Source organism: Micromonospora sp. NPDC003197, assembly GCF_053590565.1.
Map to the genome: position 1 here is coordinate 37,555 of NZ_JBSFTE010000019.1, position 12,453 is coordinate 50,007.

Sequence of the window (12,453 nt, forward strand, 5' to 3'; positions counted from 1 at the left end):
AGTTTACCCTTTCGCGTACGGTGTTCGCGTACGGTGTTCGCGAAATATTGTTTGGTTGCTAAGGAGAGGAGTCGTGATGACGCACTTCGCGCATAACGGTGAGATTCAGATCGCCTTCGAGGACCTGGGCGGCGGGGGTGGTGAACCACTGCTGTTGGTCATGGGGCTGGGGATCTCGCGGTTCTGGTGGCCGGATGGGCTGGTGGGTGAGCTGGTGCGACGCGGGTTCCACGTCGTGGCCTACGACCAGCGCGACGCCGGCGAGTCCACCCACCTGACCGACCGGGATGGTGGCTCGCCGATAAGTGCCCTGCTGCGCCGTGCGACCCCTGCGTACAGCGCCGAGGATCAGACTGACGACGCGGTTGCCGTTCTGGACGCTCTCGGCTGGCAGCGCGCCCACATCTTCGGCCACTCCATGGGCGGGCTCGTGGCGCAGCGCACCGCGATCCGCCATCCGAAGCGTGTGCTGAGCGTTACCACTTCCGGGGCCGTGCCCAGCGACACGAAAGGCCTGAGGGTCCTGCGCTACCTGCGCCTGGCAACAGTGGCCCGGTTCGCCCGGCTCCGCTTTCCCGAGACCCCACAGGGCAACCTGGCCCTGGCTGTCGCCGCCGCCCGCGCACTGGCCGCACCTGGCCAGCGCATCGGTGAGGACGACGTACGCGCGTTCGTGGACAAGGAGGCCGCACACCAGGTGGTCAGCATCCGCGACGACAAGGCGCAGAGCCGGCAGATCGGTGCGAAGTGGCACGGCGGCCCGCTCGCCCGGATCACCGCACCGACCCTGGTGTTGCACGGCGATGGTGACCCGTTGCTGCGGGCGACGGCCGCGTGTGACATCGCCGCTGCCGTTCCTGGCGCCCGCCTGCGTATCCTGCCCGGCCTCGGCCACTTTCTCGTCGGCGATGTCTGGGCTACCTACGCCGACGAAATTCGCGCGCTTGCCGACTACGCCGACGGGCAACCGCTCGCTGTCGAGTGAAAGGGGCTTGCGGCGGGGCCTCTCGCGTCGATGATCGTCACCTGCTGAAGAATCGGCAGCGTGGCCGTAGAACTGATCACCGACCCGGACGACGAGCGGATCGCCGACTATCGGGCGCTCACCGATGTCGAGCTGCGTACCCGTTGGGAGCCGCCGCACGGCCTGTTCATCGCCGAGGGGGAGCTGGTGCTGCGCCGGGCGCTACGGGCCGGCTACCGGCCGCGTTCGTTCCTGGTCGACGCCAAGCGGGTCGACCAGCTCGGTGATCTGGCCGAGGCCGGGCCGGCGTACGCGGCCAGCCAGACGGTGCTGGAGGCCGTCACCGGGTTCCACGTCCACCGGGGGGTGCTGGCGTCGTTCCACCGCAAGCCCCTGCCGGCCGCGTCGGAGGTGCTGGCCGCCGCTCGGCGGGTGGCCATCCTCGAGGACGTCAACAACCACACCAACATCGGGGCGGTGTACCGGGGGGCGGCGGCCCTCGGCATCGACGCGGTGCTGCTTTCGCCGTCGTGCGCCGACCCGCTCTACCGCCGGAGCGTACGGGTCAGCATGGGTGAGGTGTTCGCGGTGCCGTACGCGAAGTTGGAGCCCTGGCCCGACGGTCTGGCCCAGGTCCGCGCGGCCGGCTTCACGGTGCTGGCCCTGACCCCGGCCCCGGACGCGGTGGCGATCCAGCGGCTGACCGCCGAGCAGCGCGCCCGCGCCGCCCTGCTGCTCGGTGCCGAGGGGGCCGGTCTGACCCAGGCAGCCCAGGCGGCCAGTGACGTACGGGTGGTGATCCCGATGCGTCGGGGGGTCGACTCGCTCAACGTCGCCGCCGCCGCTGCGGTGGCCTTCTGGGAGTTGGGCCGCGACGATCCGATCTGACGGTCAGCAGGGATCGGTTGATCTGATGCCCGGCCGGCCCCACTGTGCTGTCGGACGACCGTCGAGTCGCCACGGGTGTCCATTGATCTGCGGCCAGCCGTCCGGCGATTCTTCCCATTTCTCCTGTCGCCCGTACACGGTGAGGTCCAGGGCGTGATAGCTGGTCATCAGCGCCTCCACGCCCCGACCGGTGGTCCAGTAGGTCTCGTAGACCCGATCTTCGTCCCGCAGATAGCAGGCGATGAACCCGAAATCGCGACCGTCGACCAGGGCCGGGTCAGCGTCCCGCGCCGAGTACCAGGGAAACGGATAGCCCATGAACTCCGCGAACGCGGCACTGTCGGTGTACGGGCCCTGGCAGAACACGGCGTAGGTGACGTCCCGGGCATGCAGGTAGTCCAGCATCTGCATGTGGCAGGTCGAGAAGGTGCAGCCTTCGCACTGATCCTCGAACGGCCTGCCGTCGCGCCACATGTGGAAGTACGCGATGAGCATGCGACGGCCCTCGAACACCTCCGCCATCGGGGTGTGGCCGTCGGAGCCCTGTACGGTGACCGCTGCTGGGATGAGGGTCATCGGCAGCCGACGGCGAGCGGCGGCGATGGCGTCCCCTTCGCGGGTGTGGGCCTTCTCTCGGGCCAGCAGTTCGTTGCACTCACGTAGCCAGGTCTGCCGGTCGACCACTTGAGGGGTTGCGGCTGCGGACACCGGGATTGCGGTCATAGCTCGGTCCTTCGTGAAGTCGGGTCGGTCACTGGTACGGACGAGCGTTGGCGGCAAACGTCATCGGTCACCGATGAGGAATGGCGTTCGTGGTCGTCAGTACAGTCGTGACGACGATTCAGTTCGGGGAGAGCCACGTGTCCGACTCGTCTGCCGAGCGGGCGGTCTGGCTGGCGCGCGCCTTCGATGATCATCGGCGTGACCTGCACCTGCACTGCTACCGCCTGGCGGGCAACGTCCCCGACGCCGAGGACCTGGTGCAGGAGACCTTCCTACGTGCGTGGCGTGCCCGCGACCGTTTCGAAGGACGGGCCTCGGCGCGTACCTGGCTGTACCGGATCGCCACCAATGTCTTCCTCGACAGCCGCAAGGCGGCTGGCAATCGGACTGTGCCGTCCGGGGATCCGCTGGAGTGGGCCGTCGGGATCGGCCCCTATCCCGACGACCTCCTGGCCGAAGACCCACAGATCGGCCTTTCCGCTCGGGAGACCGTCGAACTGGCGGTGATCGCAGCGCTCATGTACCTGCCCGCGCGGCAGCGGGCGGCCTTCGTGCTGCGCGACATCTACGGCTGGACGCCGCCGGAGATCGCCGAGGCATTTGACACCCCCGTGACGGCAGTCAACAGCCTCCTCCAGCGGGCTCGTCGCATCATGCGGCAACATGCTCCGGCTGACCAGTACGACTGGCGTCGTCCGAGCCTGACCAGTCAGGATGAGGAGATTCTGCGCCGGTACGCCAACGCCAGGGATCCGGAGTCGTTCCGCGCCCTGCTGGCCGACGACGTACGCATCACGATGCCGCCCGAACCACCGGTGGTCGGCATCGACGCGGCTGCGGAGTTTCTTGGCCGACCGCTCGACTGGCGTACGATCCCCGCCTCAGCCAACGGACGCCCGGCGTTGATCTGCTACCTCCGTCGACCCGGCAGCCCGTATTACGAGGGGCTGGTCGTCGATGTGCTCCGGATCCAGGGCGGAAGGATCGTGGAGAGTAATGCCTTCGTCGGCGTTCGTCACATCGCCGCCTTCGGCATGCCAGCCACGTTGGCACCCTAGATTTGCCCTGCACCACTGATCAGGTCCGCCGATGCCGGTATTAGAGCAATCCGCGCACTATGCGTTGGGGTCGCGGAGGCCGACTGCGTCGTGTTGCCAGAACGGCTCCGAGTAGATCAGCGTCCCGGTCATCCACGGCTCGTATCCGGGGAGCCTGATGGCCTGGAAGGCGCCATCCGGGATGCGCAGGGACGGCTTTCGGAACCGCTGGTCGCCACCGGGCGCGAATCCGAAACGTGAGTAATAGCGCGGATCGCCCTCCAGGAAGACAAGGGTGACGGCCCGCTCGGTGAGAACCTTCAGTCCGTGTCGGACCAGTGCCGACCCGATACCCCGCCCCTGGCGTTCGGGTATGACGGCCAACGGACTGAGCACCTGGACCTCGACCAGTCGCCGAGGGGCGTCGAGAAGGCTGCGGGTGAACATGATGTGCCCGACGATCTGTCCGTCGTGCTCGGCGACCAGCGAGAGACCATCCGAAGGCGTGATGCTGTCCCGCAGGGTGTCGACCAGGTCGGCTACGACCCGACCGTGGTCGGCACCGAACGCCTGAAGGTGCAGGTTCCGTACCGGCTCTCTGTCGCCCGGGCGTTCTTCGCGGAGATCCATGCCGGGAGGGTAGGGAGCTTTCCTGGCCGCTCGCACATGGTTTTTGGCCCGAGGAACGCCGGGATGCCCCTGAGTCGAACCCCTGAGTCGCACGCGGCGGTCGAATGGCCAGGGCAGCGGCCGACTTCTATTTGCATGATCATGCGGGCTGGTGCATAATCTTCCCGTGTCCAAGGTTCTTACCTCCCTGCCCATCGGCGAACGTGTCGGCATCGCCTTCTCCGGCGGCCTCGACACCTCGGTCGCGGTCGCGTGGATGCGCGACAAGGGCGCCGTTCCCTGCGCCTACACCGCCGACATCGGCCAGTACGACGAGCCCGACATCGACTCGGTGCCCGGTCGCGCGCTCAGCTACGGCGCCGAGGTCGCCCGACTGGTCGACTGCCGCGCCGCCCTGGTCGAGGAGGGCCTGGCGGCGTTGACCTGCGGGGCCTTCCACATTCGCTCGGGCGGGCGGGCATACTTCAACACCACTCCGCTGGGCCGAGCCGTGACCGGAACCCTGCTGGTGCGGGCGATGATCGCCGATGACGTCCAGATCTGGGGCGACGGTTCGACCTTCAAGGGCAACGACATCGAGCGGTTCTACCGGTACGGCCTGCTGGCCAACCCGCAGCTGCGCATCTACAAGCCGTGGCTCGACTCCGACTTCGTCACCGAACTGGGTGGGCGTAAGGAGATGTCGGAGTGGCTGCTCGAGCGCGACCTGCCGTACCGGGACAGCACCGAGAAGGCGTACTCGACCGACGCCAACATCTGGGGCGCCACGCACGAGGCGAAGACCCTCGAACACCTCGACACCGGCATCGAGACGGTCAACCCGATCATGGGAGTCCGGTTCTGGGACCCGTCGGTGGAGATCCCGACCGAGGATGTCACGATCGGCTTCGACCAGGGCCGTCCGGTGACGATCAACGGTAAGGAGTTCGGCAGCCCGGTCGACCTGGTACTGGAGGCCAACGCCATCGGCGGCCGGCACGGCCTGGGCATGTCGGACCAGATCGAGAACCGGATCATCGAGGCCAAGAGCCGGGGCATCTACGAGGCGCCCGGCATGGCGCTGCTGCACGCCGCGTACGAACGGCTGGTCAACGCCATTCACAACGAGGACACCCTGGCGAACTACCACAACGAGGGCCGCCGCCTCGGTCGGCTCATGTACGAGGGGCGCTGGCTGGACCCGCAGGCGCTGATGTTGCGTGAGTCGTTGCAGCGCTGGGTGGGTGCGGCGGTCACCGGCGAGGTGACGTTGCGGCTGCGTCGGGGCGAGGACTACTCGATCCTGGACACCACCGGCCCGGCGTTCAGTTACCACCCCGACAAGCTGTCGATGGAGCGTACCGAGGACTCGGCGTTCGGCCCGTCGGACCGGATCGGCCAGCTCACCATGCGCAACCTGGATATCGCCGACTCGCGGGCGAAGCTGGAGCAGTACGCCACCCTCGGCATCGTCGGCGGGGCGGCCCCGCAGCGGATGATCGGCGCCGCGCAGGCAGCCTCGACCGGACTGATCGGTGCGATGCCGGAGGGTGGCGCGGAAGCCATCGCCTCCCGGGGCGTCTCCTCCACCGACGACGAGGCACTCGACCGCGCCGCGATGGAGTTCGGCGTCGACTGAGCATAGAGAGTCCGAAGCTGCCATGTTGGAAACAGAGGTTGCTGTTTCCAACATGGCAACTGGAGTGACCACGCCCGAATCCTGGTCAACCGCCATTCTTCGACCGGCATTGGACCGAGGGCTGGGTGTTTGTCGGGTTTCCTTCCCCACCTACCGCAGACCTGCTTGACCACCTGAGCCGCGCGGGCCGCTGCATCCGCGTGCAGAGGTGGCGTACCGGGCGACGAGGGTTGCGAAGCAAGATATATGTGTATCTCGACGCGGCGGCGATGCTCGGGTGGAATGCTCATCCGGACTTCTATCTCGTCTGAGAGAGCTTGATGATTCTGTTGTCAGCCAGTCCAGCGGCAGCGCGGATTTCTGTAACGCAGCGTCACTGTGTTGTCGTGATCTAGCGCGTAGAGCGGGGCGGCGGTCAGCCGGTAGCGTGGCCGCGTGTTCCCCACCGTCCGTGACGTGCTCGCCCTGGACCCAGTCCAGTACGGCGGGCCTCGGGTCGTTGCCGGGGAGACCGGTCTGGACCGACTCGTCCGATGGGTGCACGTCGCCGAGGTGCCCGACATCGCCCCGCTGCTCGGCGGGGGCGAGCTGGTCCTGACCACCGGCATCGGCCTGCCCGCCGACGACGACGGGTTACGGGCCTTCATCGGTGACCTTGCCGGGGTGGGGGTTTCCGGTCTGGTGGTCGAACTCGGCCGCCGCTACCCGACCAGCGTGCCCCGGGTGATGGTCGCCGCCGCCAGCCGTCGGGGCCTGCCCCTGGTCGAGTTACGGCTGCCCACCCCGTTCGTCCCGATCACCGAGGCGGTGCACGGGCTGATCGTCCATGCCCAGCTCGCCGAGCTGCGGGCCACCGAGGAGATCCACCAGCGGTTCACCGAACTCTCCGTCGAGGGGGCTGAGCCGGCCGAAGTGGTCCGCCAGGCCGCCGAGCTGTCCGGCTGCCCGGTGGTGCTGGAGAACCTGTCCCGGCGGGTGCTGGCCTACGACTCGGCCGGGGGCAGCGCCGAACTGCTGCTCAGCGGTTGGGAACAGCAGTCCCGGCGGATCCGGCCGACCGGGCGTACCGCGTACGACCCGGACACCGGCTGGCTGGTCACCACCGTGGGCGCCCGGGGCCAGGACTGGGGGCGGCTGCTGCTGCGCTGGCCCAACGGCGAGCTGCCCGACCGGCTCGATCGGACTGATCGGCCCGAACTGCCCCCGACCCGGCTGACCATCCTGCTCGAACGGGCCGCCTCCACGCTCGCCCTGGGCCGGCTCATCCGGCGCGATGTCGATGGACTGGAACGCCAGATCCACCGTACGCTGCTCACCACTTTGCTCGATCATGCCCGGCTGGTCGACGAGGTGGCCCTGCGGGCGCGGGCCCTCGGGGTGGTCCTCGAACGTCGGCACCTGGTGGGGGTGGTGGTCCGGCACCGGACCGACGAGGCGGCCACCGAGGCCGCCCAGGCCCGGCTACGGGACCTGGCCGAGGCGGTCAGCCAGGCCATGCGGGAGACCAAGCTGACCGGGTTGGCCAGCGCGCTGGACGACCAGGCGGTGGGCGTACTGCTCGCGTTGCCGGACGCGAGCGTCGAGGAGCGCTCACTCTCCGCGTTGGCGGCGGCGCTGGATCGGGTACGCCTCGCGGCGGCGTCGACGCAACACACTGCCGGTGCCCGGGACGCGGTGATCGTGGCGGCCGGCTCAGGCGTGGGCACCCTGCGGGAGGGGCGGCGGTCGCTGATCGAGGCCCGACAGATCGCCGACGCGGCCCGGCGCGGCCGGCGGGACCTGGCCGTGTTCCGCCTGCCGCACGTCCGACTGCCCGGGTTGCTGCACCTGTTGCGCGACGAGCCCCGGTTGCAGACCTTCGTCGAGCGGGAACTCGGGCCGCTGCTGGCCTACGACGCCGAGCACCCGAAGGAGCAGTTGCTCAGCACCCTGCGGGTCTACCTGGAGCAGGGCCGGAACAAGTCCGCCGCCGCGACGGCGGCGCACCTGTCCCGGCCGGCCTTCTACGAGCGGCTGGCCCGGATCGCCCGGATCCTCGACGCCGACCTCGACTCGGTGGACGTGTGCCTGTCGCTGCACGTCGCCCTGCTCGCCCTGGACGCGGTCCGGGACACCTGAGCGGGAGGCGATCCGAGACACCTGAGCGGGCCGCTGGCCGGGACGCCGGACGCGGGCAGGCTCAGCCCTAACCGTTGCCCACGCCGATCTTGGCGAGTGCGTCGGCGTACGCCGGGGGGACGTGGTTCGGGCCGTCCGGGGTGAAGACGTCGGACCGGGAGGCGGTCGACCAGGCTTCCGCCGGTACGGCCTCGACCAGTGCCCGGATGACCGCCGCGTCCCGCCACTGCTCCTGCTCGGTCAGCAGCCCGAGCGCCACCAGCGACTCCTCGACCTCACCCACACACTCGAACGGTTTGTGCGCGTCGATGCCGAGCAGCTCCAGATAGCCCGGCAGCTGGGCCGGATCGGCGAGCAGGTCGCTGCCGAAGATGTGGACCAGCCGCTCGCGGGGCATGAACGGGGCCAGGGCCAGGAAGACGAACCGGCACTTCGGGCAGTTGCCGCACCAGCGGGCCGTCGGGTCGTGCAGCTTGAACGCGGCGTTACAGCTGGTCACCACGTCGTCGTAGCGGGTGAACTGGGCGAACAGTCGGGCGATGTGCAGCTCCGACAGCGGCCGTAGCAGGGAGAAGTACGGCTCGGTCAGCCCGGCGTGGCCGGCCAGCGCGGCGCGCAGCAGCCCCTCCGCCTCCACGCCCTTGGACCACTGGTGGTTGATCTCGTGCCCGTTCCAGACCAGGTTCGGGTCGGAGGCCGACCGCTCGTTGGACATCACCACCGGGCCGAGCCCGTGCAGCACCGCCGTCGCCACCGCGATGAGCGAGTTGATCGCGGTGACCGGGATGTGCCCGTTGTACGCCCCGGCGGCGTTCCACTCGAACAGCGTCGGGTCGATCTTCCGGCGGGCAGCCAGCGCGGCCAGCCCCGACGCCTCGTTGACCGCGACGATGACCGGATTGGGGTTGACCGAGAACGGCACCGGGTCGAATCCGCCCTGGCGCAGCGCCTCCAGGCTCACGATCGAGTCCTTGCCGCCACCGACCGCCGACAACGGCCGCCGGTCGGAGTTGTCGACCGGCACCGGGGCGGTCGGCTCGCCGGCCGGCACCTCCGGCACCAGCTCCAGCACGTACGGCAGCTTGTTGCGGTAGGCGTACTCGCCCAGGCCCTTGGTGTAGATGGCGGTGACCAGCGCGACGGCGGCCTCGTCCAGCGGTGCCGGCAGCACCAGCCGGTGCGGCGCGGCCGCCTTGTAGTAGCTGACCCCGGCGACCAGATGCAGCAGCTCCAGCACCCGCTCGAAGGTGGCCAGGGTGGTCTCGTCCGGCGGGGTCGACGGCAGCGGAAACGTGATCACCTCGGTGAACCGCAGCTCGCCGCCCGGCCCGGTCAGCACATAGTCGAACGACGCCACACCGGTGGTGAGGTCGACCGAGTGTGACGGGAAACTGAAGGCGTCCATCTGTCGAAGCTGTCCGTTGAGCACACGCCATACTAGTCCCGGCCCGGTTGCCGGATGTGGAGGAGATCACCAGTGCGCCTGTCTGACCTGCGCGGACGTTCGGTTGCCGTCTGGGGAACCGGGCGGGAGGGACGGGCGGCGGTGACCGCTGTCGCCGCGCACGGCCCGGCCAGCCTGGTCGCGGTCGACGACAGCGCCAACTTCCTGTCGCTGTCCTGGGACGGTGCGCTCGCCCAGGCCGCCCCGCTCCACACCGGGCAGGACGGCTTCGAGCAGCTGGCCGCCGCCGAGGTGGTGGTCCGCTCCCCGGGCGTACCGCAGACCCACCCGTGGCTGGCCGAGCTGCGCCGGCGCGGAGTCACCGTCACCGGCGGTACGGCCCTGTGGATGGCCGACCACGCCGCCCGCACCGTGGGGGTCACCGGCAGCAAGGGCAAAAGTACGACCTCCAGCCTGATCAGCCAGCTCCTCGCCGCGCTCGGCCGGCCGAACGTCTTCGGCGGCAACATCGGGGTGCCCCTGCTCGACCTGCCCCCAGCCGAGCTGTACGTGCTGGAACTGTCCAGCTACCAGTGCTCCGACCTGACCGACTCGCCCCGGGTGGCCGTGGTGACCTCGCTCTTCCCCGAGCACCTGGACGCGCACGGCGGGGAGCGGGAGTACTACCGGGACAAGCTCAACCTGCTCGACCACGGACCGGAGACGATCGTCGTCAACGGCACCGACCCGCGACTGGCCGCCGAGCTCGGTGACCGCCCGGTGATCCGGGCCGGTACGCCGGACACGTTCCACGTCGCGCCCGGCCCGGACGGTACGCCGTACCTGTTCGCCGCCGACCAGCCCCTCTTCCCCCGGGCGGCGTTCCCGCTGGTGGGCCGGCACAACGAGGGCAACCTGTGCGTGGCCCTGACCGTGCTGACCGCGCTCGGGGTGGACTGCGTCGCCGAGCGGGAGACCCTGGCCGGGGCGGTGGCCGCGTTCCAGGGCCTGCCGCACCGGCTCACCGAGATCGAGGATCCGTCCGGGGTGATGTTCGTCGACGACACCCTGGCGACCAGCCCCTACTCGGCGATGCACGCGATCGACGCGTACGAGGGGCGGCCGTTGACCGTCATCGTCGGCGGCAACGACCGAGGACTGGACTACAGCCCGCTGCGTGACCATCTCGCCCAACGGGGCGACATCAACGTGATCGGCATCCCGGACAGCGGTCCCCGGATCATCGAGCTGTTGCGTGACCTGCCCTCGGTGCACACCGAACTCGCCGACGACCTGGTGGCGGCGGTCCGGCAGGCCCGGAAGGCGACTCCGGTGGGCGGGGTGGTGCTGCTCTCCCCGGCCGCGCCCAGCTACGGCCAGTTCCGCAACTTCGAGCACCGCTCCGAGGTGTTCGCGCAGGCCATCCGGGACACCGCCACCGGATAGCCTGGTCGATGCCGGTGGTAGTCCCTTCGCGTCGAGAGCGCGTCTGTTTCGCGGGCTGTGCCTTGGGCACGCTGGATCGAGGGTGACAAGATTGTCGGCATGTATCCGGGGCAGGCGAGAATCCAGCTGTCAGTTGGCTATCCGAAGAGTGGTACCAGCCGGGTGGTCACCCTCTCGATCGCTGGAGGCGTCATTGCGGTGGCCTCCTACTGCCTGGGAGGCCTACTCGGCACCCTGCGTAGCAGCGGCGGAGACTCCCTGCTGCCCGCCATCCTGGCGCTGGCACCGGCCGCCGTTGCGACGGTCGTCATCGGCCTGATGATTGCGAATGTCGTCCGTTCCGGCGCGTGGCTGGAGGGCACTCAACTCACCGTACGCGACCTGGCCAGCCGTACCGTGGAGCTACGGAACGCCTGGTCGGTGACGCTGGCCGCGACGGCGGAGTCCAGCACCGGGATAGCCACTGATGGCGGGTTTATGGTGACCGGTGGTATCACGCGTAGCCCGGTGCTCACCGTGGTTGGCCCCGATGCGACGGTACAGCTGCGGCTACGCAGCCGGGAAGGGGTGCTGATACCGGCGGCGGAGATGATGGCGTTGGCCAACGCCCTTTCCGTGGCCCAGTGTCCGGGTGCGCGGGAGGCGGCGAGCTGGCTCCAGGCGATGGCCTCGGATCCCCGCACGATGCTGATGTAGGCGACCCGGGCTATGGGGCGGTGGCCGCTAGTGATGTGGCTGAACCACCCTGACCGACGAGTGCAGGGTACGCATCGAGCGGATGGCCGAGCGCACCTCCTGTAGATAGCGACCGGGGGTCAGCGGCGGCTCGGGCAGCGGTGCCCCGGCCAGTGCTGGATCCACCCCCACCGTGTCGATGGCACAGCCGTATGGCACGCCGAGGGTCCGGATCGCGTCACAGTGCTGGAACGGCACGTAGATCGGCGCGGTCACCACGAGCACCCGGTCACCGGGGGAGAGGCGTGCCTGCCCGGCCCAGAATCGCTGCGTGTCGGCGGTGTGCGCCCGTCGTACGCCCGGCTCGCCGGAGGGGGCCGCAAGCACCCGGACCGGCGGGGTGGGGTGGTAGCTGTCGAACGCGTGGCGTACCCCGGCTTCGAGGGCGTCCACCTCGGTCTCGCAGTCGGTGACCCCGATCGTGGCGAGGCTGTCCTTCTCAGTCGCACTCAGTGGCCGGAGACTGCCCAACGCGGCGACCTCGCCGGTGACGGTGAGTCCGGACTGGATCAGGTGCGCGGCGTACCCGACGCGTCGCAGGCAGGCGTGGGCCAGGCCGCCCAGCACGATCAGGTGCTGATAGACGGGCTGTGGCGGTGGCACCGCCTCGACCATGCCCAGCCGCCGGGCCGCCTCGACGACCAGCCGGGCGGTGGGCGGGTCGAGGTCGGGTTCCCGGGCCTCGGGTCGTTCCCGGCCACCCCGGAAGTCCCAGTGCGTGGCGGAGAAGCCGTCCAGCCAGGCGAGCAGCTCTTCGGGGCCGGTGTCAGGGTGTCGTCCGCCGAATATGGTCACCAGCTCGCGTAGCGGCGCGGAATTGATCCACTCGGCGATTCCGGAGACCAGGGTGGACGCCGATGGGCCGGCGGTTCCCGGCGGCAGCGGTACGTGGCTGTCGGACACCGCCGGA

At 69.4% G+C, this 12,453-nt stretch carries 11 protein-coding genes; 7 read left to right on the plus strand and 4 right to left on the minus strand.

Translation table 11 applies throughout. The features are described from left to right. Nucleotides 1–76 precede the first annotated feature (76 nt). A complete protein-coding gene (locus ACWDV4_RS20750) occupies nucleotides 77–985 on the plus strand; it encodes an alpha/beta fold hydrolase (RefSeq protein WP_449981242.1) in 909 nt (302 codons plus the stop codon). Between the two features lie 60 nt (nucleotides 986–1,045). Continuing rightward, nucleotides 1,046–1,852, plus strand: a complete 807-nt coding sequence (locus ACWDV4_RS20755; protein ID WP_449981244.1) for a TrmH family RNA methyltransferase — start codon at nucleotides 1,046–1,048, stop codon at nucleotides 1,850–1,852. 3 nt (nucleotides 1,853–1,855) lie between these two features. Here ACWDV4_RS20755 and ACWDV4_RS20760 read toward each other — a convergent pair whose 3' ends face one another. After that, the gene (locus tag ACWDV4_RS20760) at nucleotides 1,856–2,575 is read right to left on the minus strand and encodes a DUF899 family protein (protein WP_449981246.1); all 720 of its coding nucleotides are present in this window, start codon (nucleotides 2,573–2,575) and stop codon (nucleotides 1,856–1,858) included. A gap of 137 nt (nucleotides 2,576–2,712) precedes the next feature. On the opposite strand from ACWDV4_RS20760, the gene ACWDV4_RS20765 reads away from it, so the two are divergent. Then, nucleotides 2,713–3,633 (plus strand): RNA polymerase subunit sigma-70, encoded by a 921-nt coding sequence (locus tag ACWDV4_RS20765; protein ID WP_449981247.1) that lies wholly within the window; start codon nucleotides 2,713–2,715, stop codon nucleotides 3,631–3,633. A gap of 57 nt (nucleotides 3,634–3,690) precedes the next feature. Here ACWDV4_RS20765 and ACWDV4_RS20770 read toward each other — a convergent pair whose 3' ends face one another. Continuing rightward, nucleotides 3,691–4,242, minus strand: coding sequence for a GNAT family N-acetyltransferase (locus ACWDV4_RS20770; RefSeq protein ID WP_449981249.1), 552 nt, complete (start codon nucleotides 4,240–4,242; stop codon nucleotides 3,691–3,693). 166 nt (nucleotides 4,243–4,408) lie between these two features. Between ACWDV4_RS20770 and argG the strand changes: the two genes are divergently transcribed. Next, entirely contained in the window at nucleotides 4,409–5,860 is a 1,452-nt protein-coding gene (gene argG / locus ACWDV4_RS20775; RefSeq protein ID WP_449981251.1) for an argininosuccinate synthase, read from the plus strand. A 435-nt stretch (nucleotides 5,861–6,295) separates the two neighbouring features. Further along, entirely contained in the window at nucleotides 6,296–7,978 is a 1,683-nt protein-coding gene (locus ACWDV4_RS20780) for a PucR family transcriptional regulator (protein ID WP_449981253.1), read from the plus strand. Nucleotides 7,979–8,045: 67 nt separating this feature from the next. Here ACWDV4_RS20780 and ACWDV4_RS20785 read toward each other — a convergent pair whose 3' ends face one another. Further along, nucleotides 8,046–9,407, minus strand: coding sequence for a hypothetical protein (locus tag ACWDV4_RS20785; RefSeq protein ID WP_449981255.1), 1,362 nt, complete (start codon nucleotides 9,405–9,407; stop codon nucleotides 8,046–8,048). 48 nt (nucleotides 9,408–9,455) lie between these two features. Between ACWDV4_RS20785 and murD the strand changes: the two genes are divergently transcribed. Continuing rightward, nucleotides 9,456–10,808 carry a UDP-N-acetylmuramoyl-L-alanine--D-glutamate ligase gene (gene murD, locus ACWDV4_RS20790; RefSeq protein ID WP_449981257.1) on the plus strand — a complete coding sequence of 451 codons (1,353 nt, stop codon included), beginning with the start codon at nucleotides 9,456–9,458 and terminating at the stop codon, nucleotides 10,806–10,808. 99 nt (nucleotides 10,809–10,907) lie between these two features. Beyond that, complete coding sequence (locus tag ACWDV4_RS20795; RefSeq protein WP_449981259.1) at nucleotides 10,908–11,504, plus strand: hypothetical protein; 597 nt, start codon at nucleotides 10,908–10,910, stop codon at nucleotides 11,502–11,504. A 27-nt stretch (nucleotides 11,505–11,531) separates the two neighbouring features. On the opposite strand, the gene ACWDV4_RS20800 is transcribed toward ACWDV4_RS20795, so the two are convergent. Beyond that, nucleotides 11,532–12,446, minus strand: a complete 915-nt coding sequence (locus ACWDV4_RS20800; RefSeq protein WP_449981261.1) for a hypothetical protein — start codon at nucleotides 12,444–12,446, stop codon at nucleotides 11,532–11,534. Between the last annotated feature and the right edge of the window lie 7 nt (nucleotides 12,447–12,453).

Excerpts from the sequence above, each read along its gene's own strand:
- ACWDV4_RS20750 (WP_449981242.1), top strand. The coding sequence starts at position 77 with ATGACGCACTTCGCGCATAACGGTGAGATTCAGATCGCCTTCGAGGAC.
- ACWDV4_RS20760 (WP_449981246.1), bottom strand. The coding sequence starts at position 2,575 with ATGACCGCAATCCCGGTGTCCGCAGCCGCAACCCCTCAAGTGGTCGAC.
- ACWDV4_RS20770 (WP_449981249.1), bottom strand. The coding sequence starts at position 4,242 with ATGGATCTCCGCGAAGAACGCCCGGGCGACAGAGAGCCGGTACGGAAC.
- ACWDV4_RS20795 (WP_449981259.1), top strand. The coding sequence starts at position 10,908 with ATGTATCCGGGGCAGGCGAGAATCCAGCTGTCAGTTGGCTATCCGAAG.